The organism is Streptomyces sp. NPDC031479 (assembly GCF_055581065.1).
The window spans coordinates 99,319-114,807 of record NZ_JBVIKC010000016.1; the positions used below are offsets into that span (position 1 = coordinate 99,319).

The 15,489-nt window shown below is 71.7% G+C and carries 13 protein-coding genes; 5 read left to right on the top strand and 8 right to left on the bottom strand.

All coding sequences use genetic code 11. The annotated features are described in order from the left end of the window. Positions 1-78: 78 nt before the first annotated feature. The 4 genes from opcA to tkt are packed head-to-tail and all read right to left on the bottom strand — an operon-like array spanning position 79 to position 5,890. A complete protein-coding gene (opcA, locus tag ACZ5D2_RS19825; RefSeq protein WP_468930790.1) occupies positions 79-1,119 on the bottom strand; it encodes a glucose-6-phosphate dehydrogenase assembly protein OpcA in 1,041 nt (346 codons plus the stop codon). Then, the gene (gene zwf, locus ACZ5D2_RS19830) at positions 1,116-2,645 is read right to left on the bottom strand and encodes a glucose-6-phosphate dehydrogenase (protein WP_280914814.1); all 1,530 of its coding nucleotides are present in this window, start codon (positions 2,643-2,645) and stop codon (positions 1,116-1,118) included. The genes opcA and zwf overlap by 4 nt, the downstream gene beginning before the upstream one ends. A gap of 2 nt (positions 2,646-2,647) precedes the next feature. Beyond that, the gene (gene tal / locus ACZ5D2_RS19835) at positions 2,648-3,766 is read right to left on the bottom strand and encodes a transaldolase (RefSeq protein WP_371679088.1); all 1,119 of its coding nucleotides are present in this window, start codon (positions 3,764-3,766) and stop codon (positions 2,648-2,650) included. Positions 3,767-3,802: 36 nt separating this feature from the next. Beyond that, positions 3,803-5,890, bottom strand: coding sequence for a transketolase (gene tkt / locus ACZ5D2_RS19840; protein WP_371679089.1), 2,088 nt, complete (start codon positions 5,888-5,890; stop codon positions 3,803-3,805). Between the two features lie 312 nt (positions 5,891-6,202). On the opposite strand from tkt, the gene ACZ5D2_RS19845 reads away from it, so the two are divergent. From ACZ5D2_RS19845 to ACZ5D2_RS19855, 3 genes are all read left to right on the top strand, one after another. Then, positions 6,203-7,150: a heme o synthase gene (locus tag ACZ5D2_RS19845; RefSeq protein WP_371681313.1), complete on the top strand. Its 948-nt coding sequence runs from the start codon at positions 6,203-6,205 to the stop codon at positions 7,148-7,150. 24 nt (positions 7,151-7,174) lie between these two features. After that, complete coding sequence (locus ACZ5D2_RS19850) at positions 7,175-7,519, top strand: hypothetical protein (protein ID WP_371679090.1); 345 nt, start codon at positions 7,175-7,177, stop codon at positions 7,517-7,519. 242 nt (positions 7,520-7,761) lie between these two features. Then, a complete protein-coding gene (locus tag ACZ5D2_RS19855; RefSeq protein ID WP_371679092.1) occupies positions 7,762-8,856 on the top strand; it encodes an amidohydrolase family protein in 1,095 nt (364 codons plus the stop codon). Between the two features lie 40 nt (positions 8,857-8,896). Here the strand turns inward: ACZ5D2_RS19855 and ACZ5D2_RS19860 are convergent, their stop codons facing one another. From ACZ5D2_RS19860 to ACZ5D2_RS19875, 4 genes are all read right to left on the bottom strand, one after another. Next, positions 8,897-9,886 (bottom strand): COX15/CtaA family protein, encoded by a 990-nt coding sequence (locus tag ACZ5D2_RS19860; RefSeq protein ID WP_371679093.1) that lies wholly within the window; start codon positions 9,884-9,886, stop codon positions 8,897-8,899. A 4-nt stretch (positions 9,887-9,890) separates the two neighbouring features. Beyond that, positions 9,891-11,027 carry a hypothetical protein gene (locus ACZ5D2_RS19865; protein ID WP_371679094.1) on the bottom strand — a complete coding sequence of 379 codons (1,137 nt, stop codon included), beginning with the start codon at positions 11,025-11,027 and terminating at the stop codon, positions 9,891-9,893. An 88-nt stretch (positions 11,028-11,115) separates the two neighbouring features. Continuing rightward, complete coding sequence (locus tag ACZ5D2_RS19870) at positions 11,116-11,883, bottom strand: ABC transporter permease (protein ID WP_371679095.1); 768 nt, start codon at positions 11,881-11,883, stop codon at positions 11,116-11,118. Further along, positions 11,880-12,806: an ABC transporter ATP-binding protein gene (locus tag ACZ5D2_RS19875; RefSeq protein WP_371679096.1), complete on the bottom strand. Its 927-nt coding sequence runs from the start codon at positions 12,804-12,806 to the stop codon at positions 11,880-11,882. The genes ACZ5D2_RS19870 and ACZ5D2_RS19875 overlap by 4 nt, the downstream gene beginning before the upstream one ends. Before the next feature lie 496 nt (positions 12,807-13,302). On the opposite strand from ACZ5D2_RS19875, the gene ACZ5D2_RS19880 reads away from it, so the two are divergent. Next, positions 13,303-14,040, top strand: a complete 738-nt coding sequence (locus tag ACZ5D2_RS19880; RefSeq protein WP_371679097.1) for a helix-turn-helix transcriptional regulator — start codon at positions 13,303-13,305, stop codon at positions 14,038-14,040. After that, positions 14,037-15,452, top strand: coding sequence for a Fe-S cluster assembly protein SufB (sufB, locus tag ACZ5D2_RS19885; protein ID WP_214930288.1), 1,416 nt, complete (start codon positions 14,037-14,039; stop codon positions 15,450-15,452). Before ACZ5D2_RS19880 ends, sufB begins: the two co-directional genes overlap by 4 nt. Positions 15,453-15,489: the final 37 nt, after the last annotated feature.

Genomic DNA, 15,489 nt, shown 5'->3' on the forward strand with positions numbered 1-15,489 from the left:
TGGTTCCGGTCCGGGGCGGAGCACCGGGGAACGGGTGAAGGGCGGGGCGGGGAGCCGCTCCGCCCTTCACCGGTACCGCTACTTGGCCGGGGCCTTCTTCGCCGCCGGCTTGGCGGCGGGCTTGGCCGGGGCCGGGGCCTCGGCCGGAGCCTCGGGCTCCGCCTCGGCCGGAGCCGCGGCGGAGGCCGGGGCGGACGCCTCCAGACGGGCCACGCCGAACTTCAGCGAGGCCTCGTAGGTGTTGTCCGGGTCCAGCCGGCGCAGTTCCTCCGCCAGCAGCTCGGCCGTGTCCCGGCGCTTGAGCGCCACCGCACGGTCGGGCTGCCCCGGCATGCACAGCGTCGCCAGCGCGCCGTCCGCCCGGTCCAGGACGATCGAGCCGTCCTTGGTCTCCAGCCGTACGGCGGTCAGCCCCGGCCCGCCGGAGCGGGCGCGGTGGACCGGCACCCCGAGACGGTCCGCCAGCCACATGGCCAGCAGCTCGCAGCTCGGGTTCTCGTCCTCGCCCTCGACGGTCGCCGAGGCGACCGACAGGCTCTGCTGGTCCAGCGCGGCGGCCAGCATCGAACGCCACGGGGTGATCCGGGTCCAGGACAGGTCGGTGTCACCCGGCGCGTACGCCGCCGCCCGCTCGCCGAGCGCGGCGACGGGCTTCTCCGAGGAGTAGGTGTCGGTGATCCGGCGCTGTCCCAGCGCGCCCAGCGGGTCGCCCGCCAGGTCCGCGGGAGCACCCTCCGGCCACCAGACGACCACGGGGGCGTCGGGCAGCAGGAGCGGGAGCACCACGGACTGGGCGTGGTCGACCAGTTCGCCGTGCAGGCGGAGCACGACCGTCTCCCCGCTGCCCGCGTCCGCCCCGACGCGGAGCTCCGCGTCGAGGCGGGCGTCACGGCGGCTGCGCGGGGAACGGCTGACCCGCTTGACCACGACGACGATCCGCGAGGGGTGTTCGTGGGACGCGTCGTTCGCCGACTTGAGCGCGTCGTACGCGTTCTCCTCGTCGGTCACGATCACCAGCGTGAGGACCATGCCGATGGCCGGCGTGCCGATGTCCCGGCGCGCCTGCACCAACGCGGCGTTGATCTTGCTGGAGGTGGTCTCCGTGAGGTCGATCTTCATGGCCGGCGCCAGCTCCGTCCGTCTCGTGCGAGCATCTCGTCCGCCTCGACCGGCCCCCAGGTGCCCGCCGGGTACTGCGCGGGCTTGCCGTGCTTGTCCCAGTACTCCTCGATCGGGTCGAGGATGTTCCAGGACAGCTCGACTTCCTGGTGACGCGGGAAGAGGTTCGCGTCGCCGAGGAGGACATCGAGGATGAGCCGCTCGTACGCCTCGGGGCTGGACTCGGTGAAGGACTCGCCGTAGGCGAAGTCCATCGTGACGTCCCGGACCTCCATGGAGGTGCCCGGCACCTTGGAGCCGAAGCGGACGGTCACGCCCTCGTCCGGCTGGACCCGGATGACCAGGGCGTTCTGCCCCAGCTCCTCGGTCGCGCCCGACTCGAACGGCAGGTACGGCGCCCGCTTGAAGACCACGGCGATCTCGGTCACCCGGCGGCCCAGGCGCTTGCCCGTCCGCAGGTAGAAGGGGACGCCCGCCCAGCGGCGGTTGTTGATCTCCAGGCGGATGGCCGCGTAGGTGTCGGTCTTCGACTTGGGGTCGATGCCGTCCTCTTCGAGGTACCCGACGACCTTCTCGCCACCCTGCCAGGCCGCCGAGTACTGGCCGCGCACGGTGTGCTTGCCCAGGTCCTCGGGCAGCTCCACGGCGGTCAGCACCTTGAGCTTCTCGGCCACCAGCGCCTTGGGGTGGAAGGAGCCCGGCTCCTCCATCGCGGTCAGCGCCAGCAGCTGGAGCAGGTGGTTCTGGATGACGTCGCGCGCGGCGCCGATGCCGTCGTAGTAGCCGGCCCGGCCGCCGATGCCGATGTCCTCCGCCATGGTGATCTGCACGTGGTCGACGTACGACCGGTTCCAGATCGGCTCGAACATGGTGTTGGCGAAGCGGAGCGCCAGGATGTTCTGGACGGTCTCCTTGCCGAGGTAGTGGTCGATCCGGAAGACCTCGTCACGGGGGAAGACCTCGTGGACGACCTTGTTGAGCTCTTCCGCGCTCTTGAGGTCGTGGCCGAAGGGCTTCTCGATGACGGCGCGCCGCCAGGAGCCTTCCTTCTGCGCCAGACCGTGGTCCTTGAGCTGCTGGACCACCTTGGGGAAGAACTTCGGGGGCACGGAGAGGTAGAAGGCGAAGTTGCCGCCCGTCCCCTGTGCCTTGTCGAGTTCCTCGATGGTGGCCTTGAGGGTCTCGAAGGCCGCGTCGTCGTCGAAATCGCCCTGGACGAACCGGCAGCCCTGTACCAGCTGCTGCCAGACCTCTTCGCGGAAGGGGGTGCGGGAGTGCTGCTTGACAGCGTCGTGCACCTCCTGCGCGAAGTCCTCGTCCTGCCACTCGCGGCGGGCGAAGCCGATCAGGGAGAAGCCCGGCGGCAGCAGGCCGCGGTTCGCCAGGTCGTAGACGGCGGGCATCAGCTTCTTGCGCGACAGGTCACCCGTAACGCCGAAAATGACCAGGCCGGACGGCCCCGCGATGCGCGGGAGCCGCCGGTCCTGTGCGTCACGAAGCGGGTTCGCTCCGTTCACCGACAAAATACTCAGTCCTCCGCGGGGGCGAGGCGCTTGAGCTCCGCCTCGGTCGACTTCAGCAGGTCGTTCCACGACGCCTCGAACTTCTCGACGCCTTCGTCTTCGAGCAGCTGCACCACATCGTCGTACGAGATGCCCAGCTTCGCGACCGCGTCGAGCTCGGCGCGAGCCTGCTCGTACGTGCCGCGGATGGTGTCGCCGGAGACCTCGCCGTGGTCGGCGGTGGCCTCCAGGGTGGCCTCGGGCATGGTGTTCACGGTGCCGGGGGCGACCAGGTCCACCACGTACAGGGTGTCCTTGTAGGCCGGGTCCTTGACGCCGGTCGAGGCCCACAGCGGGCGCTGCTTGTTGGCGTGCGCCCGGTCCAGGGCCGCCCAGCGCTCGGAGGAGAAGACCTCTTCGTAGGCCTCGTAGGCCAGACGGGCGTTGGCGAGGGCCGCCTTGCCCTTCAGGGCCTTCGCCTCGTCGGTCCCGATGCCGTCGAGGCGCTTGTCGATCTCGCTGTCCACGCGGGACACGAAGAAGGAGGCGACCGAGTGGATCTCGGAGAGGTCCAGGCCGGCGGCCTTCGCCTTCTCCAGGCCCGCCAGGTACGCGTCCATGACCGCGCGGTAGCGCTCCAGCGAGAAGATCAGCGTGACGTTGACGCTGATCCCCCGGCCGATGACCTCGGTGATCGCCGGCAGGCCGGCCTCGGTCGCCGGGATCTTGATCAGGGTGTTCGGGCGGTCCACCAGCCAGGCGAGCTGCTTGGCCTCGGCGACGGTCGCCGTGGTCTCGTGCGCCAGACGCGGGTCGACCTCGATCGACACGCGGCCGTCCTGGCCCTCGGTCGCGTCGAAGACCGGGCGCAGGATGTCGGCGGCGTCGCGGACGTCCGCCGTGGTGATCATCCGGATCGCCTCGTCGACGGTGACCTTGCGGGCGGCGAGGTCGGCGAGCTGCTGCTCGTAACCGTCACCGCTGCTGATCGCCTTCTGGAAGATCGACGGGTTGGTGGTCACACCGACCACGTGGCTCTGGTCGATGAGCTCGGCGAGGTTGCCGGACGTGATGCGCTTGCGGGACAGGTCGTCCAGCCAGATCGCCACGCCCTCGTCGGAGAGGCGCTTGAGTGCGTCTGTCATGGGAATTGCATCTCCTACTTGGTTCTGGTGCCGGACTCAGCGCGCGGCGGCGGTGATGGAGGCCTTGGCTGCTGCGGTCACGGCTTCGGCGGTGAGGCCGAACTCGCGGAACAGGACGGCGCCGTCGGCGGAGGCACCGAAGTGCTCCAGCGAGACGATCCGGCCCGCGTCACCGACGTAACGGTGCCAGGTCAGGCCGATGCCGGCCTCGACCGCGACTCGCGCCTTGACGGAGGGCGGCAGCACGCTGTCCTTGTACTCCTGGTCCTGCTCCTCGAACCACTCGACGCACGGCATCGAGACCACGCGCGCCGGAACGCCCTCGGCCTGCAGCGCCTCGCGCGCGGCGACGGCGAGCTGGACCTCGGAACCGGTGCCGATGAGCACGACCTGCGCGGGGCCGCCCTCGGCCTCGAACAGCACGTACCCGCCCTTGGCGGCGTCCTCGTTGCGCTCGTAGGTCGGCACGCCCTGGCGGGTCAGCGCCAGACCGTGCGGGGCACCCTTGCCGAACACCTTGGTGTGGCGGCGCAGGACCTCGCGCCAGGCGATGGCGGTCTCGTTCGCGTCGGCCGGACGGACGACGTTCAGACCCGGGATGGCGCGCAGCGCGGCGACGTGCTCGACCGGCTGGTGGGTCGGGCCGTCCTCGCCGAGGCCGATGGAGTCGTGCGTCCACACGTACGTCACCGGCAGGTGCATCAGCGCGGACAGCCGGACGGCGTTGCGCATGTAGTCGGAGAACACCAGGAAGGTGCCGCCGTAGATGCGGGTGTGGCCGTGCAGGGCGATGCCGTTCATGGCCGCGGCCATGGCGTGCTCGCGGATGCCGAAGTGGATGGTGCGGCCGTACGGGTCGGCCTCCGGCAGCGGGTTGCCCACCGGCAGGAACGAGGAGTTCTTGTCGATGGTGGTGTTGTTGGAGCCGGCCAGGTCGGCCGAGCCGCCCCACAGCTCCGGGATGATCGCGCCGAGCGCTTCGAGGACCTTGCCGGAGGCGGCGCGGGTGGCGACGCCCTTGCCGGTCTCGAAGACGGGGAGCTTGTCCTCCCAGCCGGCGGGCAGCTCGTTGGCGTTGACGCGGTCGAACTCGGTCGCGCGCTGCGGGTTGGCGGTGCGCCAGGCGGAGAACTCCTTCTCCCAGGCGGCGCGGGCGTCACGGCCGCGGTCCACGAGGCCGCGGGTGTGGCCGATGACCGCGTCGGAGACCTCGAAGGTCTGCTCCGGGTCGAAGCCGAGCACGCGCTTGGTCGCGGCGACCTCGTCGTTGCCGAGGGCCGAGCCGTGGGAGGCCTCGGTGCCCTGGGCGTGCGGGGCCGGCCAGGCGATGATCGAGCGGGCCGCGATGAAGGACGGGCGCTCCGTCTCGGCCTTGGCGGCCTGGAAGGCCTCGAACAGCGCCTTCGGGTCGAGGTCGCCGTTTGCCTGCGGGGCCACGCGCTGGACGTGCCAGCCGTACGCCTCGTAGCGCTTCAGGGTGTCCTCGGAGACGGCGGTCTCGGTGTCGCCCTCGATGGAGATGTGGTTGTCGTCCCACAGCAGCACGAGGTTGCCGAGCTTCTGGTGGCCCGCCAGCGCGGACGCCTCGTGGGAGATGCCCTCCTGGAGGCAGCCGTCGCCCGCGATCGCGTAGACCATGTGGTCGAACGGGGAGGTGCCGGCGGCCGCCTCCGGGTCGAACAGACCGCGCTCGTAGCGGGCGGCCATGGCCATGCCCACCGCGTTCGCGATGCCCTGGCCCAGCGGGCCGGTGGTGGTCTCGACGGCGGCCGTGTGGCCGTACTCCGGGTGCCCGGGGGTCTTGGAGCCCCAGGTGCGGAACGCCTTGAGGTCGTCCAGCTCCAGGCCGAAGCCACCCAGGTAGAGCTGGGTGTAGAGGGTCAGGGACGAGTGCCCCGCGGAGAGCACGAAACGGTCACGGCCGACCCACTCGGGGTCGGCCGGGTCGTGCCGCATGACCTTCTGGAAGAGGGTGTACGCGGCGGGGGCCAGGCTCATCGCCGTACCGGGGTGGCCGTTTCCGACCTTCTGGACCGCGTCCGCGGCCAGGATGCGGGCGGTGTCGACGGCCCGCTGGTCCAGTTCGGTCCATTCGAGCTCTGTGGTGGTCGGCTTGGTGCTCACCGTTGGTCAGGGCTCCTCTCCACATGTTGTATTCCCGGTGACGAACGACGCACCGGCGCGATTCCGAGCCTACCCCCGCGAGGGCGTGGGGCTATTCGAGTGCAGGCAGTGCGTCGCCAGGTCGGTGCCCCTTGTTCATCCGGCGTCCGCACGTGTGAACCGTCCGTCCGGTCCGATCGGCCCAACACGAGACGACCCCCGCGCGGGGCGACGCAAGTGCAACGTCTAGAGTGGCGTGGTACGCGCAAGCCTTTACCGGGCCTTCATGTCCTGAAGGGTCCGAGTCGGAGCTTGCTGGATTCTCTCTCAGGGGTGTGCGTGACGGCCGTCGAATCCCGTCCAGCGGGGGTGCTCGGGACGAGCCCCGGTCACCGGCCGTTCGGGGCCCGGGTCATGGCTTTCGTGGCATTGACCAAGCCGCGGATCATCGAACTTCTGCTGATCACCACAGTGCCGGTGATGTTCCTCGCGGAGCAGGGCGTGCCGCCGATGTGGCTGGTGCTCGCCACCTGCTTCGGCGGCTACCTCTCCGCGGGCGGCGCCAATGCGCTGAACATGTACATCGACCGCGACATCGACGCGCTGATGGACCGTACGGCGCAGCGTCCGCTGGTGACCGGCATGGTGAGCCCGCGCGAGTGCCTGGTCTTCGGCATCTCGCTCGGCGTGATCTCCACCCTGTTCTTCGGTCTGCTGATCAACTGGCTGTCGGCCGCGCTCTCGCTCGGCGCGCTCCTCTTCTACGTCGTGGTCTACACGATGCTGCTCAAGAGGCGTACGGCGCAGAACATCGTCTGGGGCGGGATCGCGGGCTGCCTGCCGGTCCTCATCGGCTGGTCGGCCGTCAAGAACGAGGTCTCCTGGGCCGCGGTCATCCTCTTCCTCGTCATCTTCTTCTGGACGCCGCCGCACTACTGGCCGCTGTCGATGAAGGTGAAGGACGACTACGCGCGCGTCGGCGTGCCGATGCTGCCGGTCGTGGCGGGCAACAAGGCCGTCGCCAAGCAGATCGTCCTCTACAGCTGGGTGATGGTGGCGGTATCGCTGCTGCTGACCCCGCTGGGGTACACCGGCTGGTTCTACACCTCGGTCGCGCTGCTGGCCGGCGGCTGGTGGCTGTGGGAGGCGCACGCGCTGAGCGCCCGCGCCAAGGCCGGGGTGACGGGTGCGAAGCTCAAGGAGATGCGGCTGTTCCACTGGTCCATCACCTATGTGTCGCTCCTCTTCGTCGCCGTGGCCGTGGATCCCTTCCTCCGTTGATTACTCGCCGGTAGCATGCCGTTCATGGCAGAGACCGCGGAGACCGCAGACACCGCAGCAGACAAGAAGCAGGCCCGCAGGGCGACGAAGCTGGCCCGGCAGATCGGCGCGTTCGCCAAGCAGCACGGCGGCGCCGAGGGCCACCTCGCCCACATCGGCCAGGCCGGCACCCGCATCGTGCTCGTCGGCACGGACGGCGGCTGGGGCGACCTGGTCGCCCGGACGCACACCGTGGCCCGGCTCGCCGCCGAGCAGGCCGGGCTGACCCTCCACGACGAGTTCGACGGAGAGTTCGCCGCCCGCGTCCGGACCGGCCCGTACGAGTGGACGCGCATGGCCGGCATCCAGCTCGGCGGCCCCTCTTCCTGAGGGCTCCTCCGCCTCCGGGGCGCCGGTGCCGGGCCCGCGGGTCCGGGCGCCCGGAGAGGACCCCCGTTCCGCGGGTCCTCTCCGGGCGCCCGGACCTGCCCCCGGCGCGCCCCTCCGGCCCGGGAGCCCCGTGCCGGATCGGGCCGGACCCGCTCGGTCAACAGCGCGAGCACAACCAACTGCCCCGCTCACCCGTTAGGACCGTGGAACCCGCTTCCTCACGTCCGCAACGGGATGCCCGGATGATCGAAACGCCGCCCCTGGTGGACCAGCACTGCCACGGAGTGCTCCGCACGGAGCTGGGACTCGCCACGTTCGAGGCCGAGCTGACCGGCGCGGCCGGCCCGCCCGCCGCCGGCACCACCTTCTTCGACACCCAGGCCGGCTTCGCCGTGCGCCGCTGGTGCCCGCCGCTGCTCGGGCTGGAGCCCCACTGCCCGCCCGCCCGCTACCTGGCCCGGCGGCGCGAACTCGGGCCCGCCGAGACCGCGCGGCGGCTGCTGCGCGGCTCCGGGGTGGGCGCCCACCTGGTCGACACGGGGGCGTCCGGGGACCTCACCGGGGCCAAGGAGCTGGCACTCGCCGGGGAGGCGGAGGCCTTCGAGGTGGTCCGGCTGGAATCACTCGCCGAGCAGGCCGCCGACACCTCCGGGACCGTCGCGGCGTTCCTGGCCAACCTGGGCGGCGCCGTCCACCACGCCGCGGCCTCGGCCGTCGCCTTCGGCTGCGGCGCCGCCACCGGATACGCCCGCGCGCTCGCGGACGACCCGAGCCCGCCGGGACCCGGCGAGGTGCGCGGGGCCGCCGGGCGGTGGCTGGCCGGACGGGCCGCGGGAGGGGCCGTACGGGACCCCGTACTCCTGCGGCACCTGCTGTGGAGCGCCGTGAGCTGTGGGCTGCCGGTCCAGCTGCACACCGGGGCGCGGGAGCCCGGGGCGCTGACCGGGTTCGTACGGGCCACCGAGGGCCTGGGGACGCAGCTGGTGCTGCTCGGCGGGTACCCGTACCACCGGCACACGGCCGGGCTGGCCGCCGCGCATCCGCACGTCCACGCCGATCTCGGACCCGCCCTCGCGGCGACGGGTGCCCGCGCCGCCGCCGTCCTGGCCGAGGTGCTGGAACTCGCGCCCTTCGGGAAGCTGCTGTTCTCCAGCGGTGGCCGGCGCCTGCCGGAGCTGCACGCGGTCGGCGCGCTGGTGTTCCGCGAGGCGCTGGGCCGGGTCCTGGGCGGCTGGGTCGCCGACGGGGCCTGGTCCTGGCGGGACGCGGACCGGGTGGCGGCGATGGTCGCGGCCGACAACGCCCGGCGCGTCTACCGGCTGGACGAGCGCGGCTGAGGACGGCCGCCGCCCCGGAAGCCGGGGCGGCCGGGACGGGTCAGACCGCGGAGAGCCGCGCGTCGTCCCGCGCCGGGACCTCCGCCCGGTCGGCGGAGCGCTCGCGCAGGCTCAGCACCACGCGGAGCACGGAGATCCAGACCAGGCAGGAACCCAGCATGTGCACGGCGACCAGCACCTCGGGCACGTCCGTGAAGAACTGGACGTAGCCGATGGCCCCCTGGGCGAGCAGGACGACCAGCAGGTCACGGGCGCGGGCCCGGGTGTCGTCGGGGGCGTCCACGACGCGCAGCACCAGCCACATCGCGACGGCGAGCGCGCAGACCAGCCAGGCGGCGATCGCGTGCACGTGCGCGGTGGTGGCCCAGTCGAACGGCATGCGCTTGATCTCGCTGCTGTCGCCGGCGTGCGGGCCGGAGCCCGTGACGACCGTACCGGCCGCGATCAGCACCAGGGTGGTCGCGACCAGGGCCCAGGAGAGCTTGCGCACCGGACCGGGCACGCGCGGGCGGGGGGCGCTGTCGCCCTCGCCGACGCGCTGCCAGGTGACGGTGGTGACGGTGATCAGGCTGGTGGCGAGGAGGAAGTGGCCGGCCACGCTGTAGGGGTTGAGCCCCGTCAGGACGGTGATGCCGCCGAGGACCGCGTTGCCCATCACGAGCGCGAACTGGAGCCAGCCGAGCCGCGTCAGCGAGTGCCGCCAGGGCGTGGCCGAGCGGGCCGCGAGGATGATCCCGCCGACGGCCGCGCAGAGCACGTAGGTCAGCATGCGGTTGCCGAACTCGATGGCCCCGTGGAAGCCCTGCGCCTGCGTCACGACCAGGCTGTCGTCGGTGCACTTGGGCCAGGTGTCGCAGCCGAGACCGGATCCGGTGAGCCGCACCGCGCCACCGGTGACGACGATGAGCACGCTCATGACGAGCGCGGCGAGCGCGGCGCGCCGGACGGTCCGGGGTGACGGGGTCCAGCGGCCGGCGAGATATGCGAAGGGGTTCAACACGGCCCCTATCGTAAAGGCCGCCTTGTGCAAACTTTCACGAGGGGGTGGCGGCTGGTGAGTCGGGCCCGATGACCAGGCGGAACCTGGCTCCGGCCGGGTCGCCCTCCGCGTGCCACCAGACGCGGACCCGCCACAGCGCGCCGTCGCCCGGGTAGGCCGCGGAGTCCATGAACCCCCGTACCAACCCGGCCGCCACGTCCTCCGCCGTCCGGTTCCTCACCTCCGCCGAGTCGCGCCACGGCGCGGGCTGCGCGGCCCACAGCCCGTCCGGCCCGCGCACCTCGATCCGCCACACCGCGAGCCAGGGCGTGACCTCCAGCATCGTCACCACCTGCTCGGCGTCCAGCCCCAGCCGGGCGGCGATCTCCGCCTCCGCCACGCCCTGGATCCGGGCCGCCACCACCGCCTGCGGGAGCAGGCGTTCCGGCAGCAGCCCCTCGGTCCGCAGGCCGGCCAGCGACTCGAAGGTCAGGAAGCGCAGCCGCAGTTCCAGCTGGCGGCCGATGTGGTCCAGGGCCTCCTCGGCCTCCTGCGCCTCCTCGGGCGCGGGGGCCGCGAGCAGCATCCGGCGGAAACCGGCCTCGGCGTCCACCGCCCAGGCGACGGCGTCGGAGGCGAAGCCCAGCTCGGCGAGGCGGTCCCCGAGGAAGACCTTGGCCTGCGCGAGCCCCCGCCGGTTGACGGGGTCGTGCTGGTCCAGGGAGGCCCACACCTCCACGGCCGTCCGGGTCAGATCGCGGGCGCGCTCCCCGGCCGCCCGTTCCATGGTGCTCGGGCCGCTCTCGCCGCCCGCGCCCAGCGGATACCGGGGCAGCCGGTCCGCGTCGCTCAGCGGCCAGGACAGCCAGACCCCCTGGTTGATCAGACCCCGGGCGTACCACCGGGCGTACTCCGGAGCGTGCCCGGCGGCCTGCCGCGCGTGCCGCAGCCCCTCCTCGATGGCGGCCAGCGCCCCGGCCCGGTCCCCGGCCGCGAACCGGCGGGCCGCGAGGTCCCCCAGGCGCAGCCCCAGCCGGGCCGCGCAGTCGGCATCGGTCCGGGCGGGCTCGCGCAGCGCCCCGATCAGCTCGGCCAGCAGCCGGTCGCTCTCCCCGGGATCCGCGTGCGCGGCCCCCGAGCGGATCCGCGCCCACTGTTCGTCCAGCCGCAGAACGGCCTCCCGCTGCGCCATGCCCGTCCCCCGGGGTCCCGATCGTCGTGCGTCATCGATGAGCGGAGGCGGTCAACCTCCTGCCTGCCCAACGCACGGCGGACGGGATTCACTCCCAGCGGAAGAACTTCGCGGCCGCTCCCAGTCCCAGCACGGCCCAGACGGCCAGGACCGCCGCGTCGCCCCAGGGCAGCGCGCTCCCGTGCCGGAGCACCTCGCGCAGGCCGTCGGAGAGCGCCGAGATCGGCAGCAGCCCCAGGGCGGACTGCACGGCGCCGGGGAACTTCTCCAGCGGCACGATCACCCCGCCGCCGACCAGCAGGAGCAGGAACACCAGGTTGGCGGCGGCCAGCGTGGCCTCGGCCCTGAGGGTGCCCGCCATCAGCAGCCCGAGCCCGGAGAACGCGGCCGTGCCGAGCAGCAGCAGGGCGGCGACCGACAGCGGGTTCCCCTGCGGGGACCAGCCGAGCGCGAGGGCGATCACCGTCAGCAGGGCGACCTGGAGGACCTCGGTGACCAGCACCGACAGGGTCTTGGAGGCCATCAGCGCCCAGCGCGGCAGCGGGGAGGCCCCGAGCCGCTTGAGCACTCCGTAGCGGCGGTCGAAGCCGGTGGCGATGGCCTGCCCGGTGAAGGCGGTGGACATCACGGCGAGCGCGAGGACGCCCGGCGCGAGGAAGTCGACGGACTTCCCGGCACCCGTGTCCACGATGTCCACGGCGGAGAACAGGGTCAGCAGCAGCGCCGGGATGATCACGGTGAGCAGCAGCTGCTCCCCGTTGCGCAGCAGCATCCGGGTCTCCAGTGCCGTCTGCGCGACGATCATGCGGGACACGGGCGCGGCCCCCGGACGGGGGGTGAACGTACCGGCGCTCATGAACGCAGCTCCTTGCCCGTGAGTTCGAGGAAGACGTCTTCGAGGGTGTGCCGCTCCACCGAGAGGCTGCTGGGCAGCACCCCGTGCTGGGCGCACCAGGAGGCGACGGTGGCCAGCAGCTGCGGGTCCACCTCGCCGGTGACCCGGTAGGAGCCCGGGGTGAGCTCGGCGGCCTGGGTGCCGTCGGGCAGGGCCTTGAGCAGGGAGGGGAGGTCGAGGGAGGGGCGGCCGGTGAAGCGCAGGGTGTTCTCGGCGCCGCCGCGGCACAGCTCCTCGGGGCTGCCGTGGGCGATGACCCGGCCGGCGTCCATGATGGCGACCTCGTCGCAGAGCTGCTCGGCCTCGTCCATGTGGTGGGTGGTGAGGACGACGGTGACCCCGTCGGAGCGCAGTTCCCGTACGAGGTCCCAGGTCGCGCGGCGGGCCTGCGGGTCGAGGCCGGCGGTGGGCTCGTCCAGGAAGACCAGCTCCGGGCGGCCGACGACGGCCAGGGCCAGGGCGAGCCGCTGCTGCTGGCCGCCGGACAGCCGGCGGTAGGGGGTGCGGCCGCAGCCGCCGAGGCCCAGGCGTTCCACGAGGGTGTCCACGTCCAGCGGGTGCGCGTGGAGACTGGCCACGTGGCGGAGCATCTCCACGGCGCGGGCGCCGGAGTAGACCCCGCCGGACTGGAGCATGACGCCGATCCGCGGGCGCAGGGCCTCGGCGCGGGCGACCGGGTCGAGGCCGAGGACGCGGACGGTGCCGGCGTCGGGGCGGACGTAGCCCTCGCAGGTCTCCACGGTGGTGGTCTTGCCCGCGCCGTTGGGGCCGAGGACCGCGGTGACGCGGGCGCGGGGGACGGTGAGGTCGAGGCCGTCCACGGCGGTTTTGGTGCCGTACCGCTTCACCAGTCCGCGGATCTCCACGGCGGGGTCGTTGCTCATGGGGGGTGAGTCTACGGAGGCCGCCGGGGGGTCCCCGGTCCTGGGGGTGGGGGGGGGCACGGCCCCGGCGGAGGTGACCCCCCACCGGCCCCGTGGGGCCGGTGGAGCCCCTGGGAACGCGGCGGAACGCGGCCGGGATTTCCGTCCTCCGGCCGCCCGGGGGCGGTTTTCGTGCCCTCCGGATGCGGACATCGCGTCGCGGACACGGCTCTTTTCGGTCCCGCGATCCCGGTCGGCCCAGTCGGTTTCCGTGATCTTTTCCGGAATCCCGTGTTCACCGCGTCCGGCCACAGTGTGGGTGGAGGCTTGCTGGTGGGAGCCCTTTGCCGGTGCACGGAGGGGCCCGGCGTGGATGCGGAGCAATCCCCTCCGGTTAACTCTCCGTCGACAAATTAGGTAACCCTTAGTGATGGATGCCACCAGGCGTGGCCTCCGTCACGGCTTGTCGGAGCTCGCTTAATTACGCAACAATGGCGTTGTGAAATACGGCGAACGGATGAGCGAGGCCCCCCAGGGGGAGCTCGCGACCGGGGAGCGGTCAACCCGCAACCGGGTCGCGCGGTCCATCCTGGACCACGGCCCCTCCACCGTCGCCGACCTCGCGCAGCGTCTCGGCCTCACCCAGGCCGCCGTCCGCCGCCACCTCGACACGCTCGTCGCCGACGACGTGGTCGCACCCCGTGAGCAGCGTGTGTACGGCGCACGCACCCGGGGCCGGCCCGCCAAGGTCTTCGCGCTCACCGACTGCGGCCGCGACGCCTTCGACCAGTCCTACGACACGCTCGCCGCGGACGCCCTGCGCTGGATCGCGCAGTCCGTCGGCGGGGGCGAGCAGGGGGAGGCGGCCGTCGCCGCCTTCGCCCGGGCGCGCATGGAGGCGCAGGCGCAGACCTACCGGGAGTCCGTCGACGCGGCCGCCCCCGCGGACCGCACCGAGGCCCTGGCCAAGGCGTTGACCGCGGACGGGTACGCTGCTACGGCGAAGAGCGCTCCCGGTCCGCACAGCGGTGAACAGCTCTGTCAGCACCACTGCCCGGTCGCACACGTCGCCGAGCAGTTCCCGCAGCTCTGCGAGGCGGAGACCGAGGTCTTCTCGCGGCTGCTCGGGACGCATGTGCAGCGCCTCGCCACGATCGCCCACGGCGACGGGGTGTGCACCACGTTCATTCCGCGAAGCGCCACACAGACCGACACATCAGTATCTGCAAGTACGGCCGGGAGGAACCCCGCATGACCACGGAGACTGCTCACCCTGAGCTCGATGGCCTGGGCACCTACGAATACGGCTGGGCCGACTCCGACGCGGCCGGTGCCGCTGCCAAGCGGGGTCTGTCCGAGGACGTCGTCCGCGACATCTCGGCGAAGAAGTCCGAGCCGGAGTGGATGCTGAAGCTCCGCCTCAAGGGCCTCAAGCTGTTCGACAAGAAGCCCATGCCGAACTGGGGCTCCGACCTCTCCGGCATCGACTTCGACAACATCAAGTACTTCGTGCGTTCCACCGAGAAGCAGGCCGCTTCCTGGGAGGACCTGCCCGAGGACATCAAGAACACGTACGACAAGCTCGGCATCCCGGAGGCGGAGAAGCAGCGCCTCGTCGCCGGTGTCGCGGCCCAGTACGAGTCCGAGGTCGTCTACCACCAGATCCGTGAGGACCTGGAGGAGCAGGGCGTCATCTTCCTCGACACGGACACCGCGCTCAAGGAGCACCCGGAGCTCTTCCAGGAGTACTTCGGCACGGTCATCCCGGTCGGCGACAACAAGTTCGCGTCGCTGAACACCGCGGTGTGGTCCGGCGGCTCCTTCATCTACGTCCCCAAGGGCGTGAAGGTCGACATCCCGCTCCAGGCCTACTTCCGTATCAACACGGAGAACATGGGCCAGTTCGAGCGGACGCTGATCATCGTCGACGAGGACGCGTACGTCCACTACGTCGAGGGCTGCACCGCCCCGATCTACTCCTCGGACTCGCTGCACAGCGCCGTGGTCGAGATCATCGTGAAGAAGGGCGGCCGCTGCCGCTACACGACCATCCAGAACTGGTCGAACAACGTCTACAACCTGGTCACCAAGCGCGCCGTGGCGTACGAGGGCGCGACCATGGAGTGGATCGACGGCAACATCGGTTCCAAGGTCACCATGAAGTACCCGGCCGTCTACCTGATGGGCGAGCACGCCAAGGGCGAGACCCTCTCCATCGCCTTCGCGGGCGAGGGCCAGCACCAGGACGCCGGCTCCAAGATGGTCCACATGGCGCCGAACACCTCCTCCAACATCGTCTCCAAGTCGGTGGCGCGAGGTGGCGGCCGCACCTCGTACCGCGGCCTGGTCGAGATCGGCGAGGGCGCCCACGGCTCCAAGTCGAACGTGCTCTGCGACGCGCTCCTGGTCGACACGATCTCCCGCTCGGACACGTACCCGTACGTGGACGTCCGTGAGGACGACGTCTCCATGGGCCACGAGGCCACGGTCTCCAAGGTCTCCGACGACCAGCTCTTCTACCTGATGAGCCGCGGTCTGACGGAGTTCGAGGCCATGGCCATGATCGTGCGCGGCTTCGTCGAGCCCATCGCGCGCGAGCTGCCCATGGAGTACGCCCTGGAGCTCAACCGGCTGATCGAGCTGCAGATGGAGGGCTCGGTCGGCTAGTCCCGGCCGCCGCCCGGCATCCAGCACATTCTTTGAC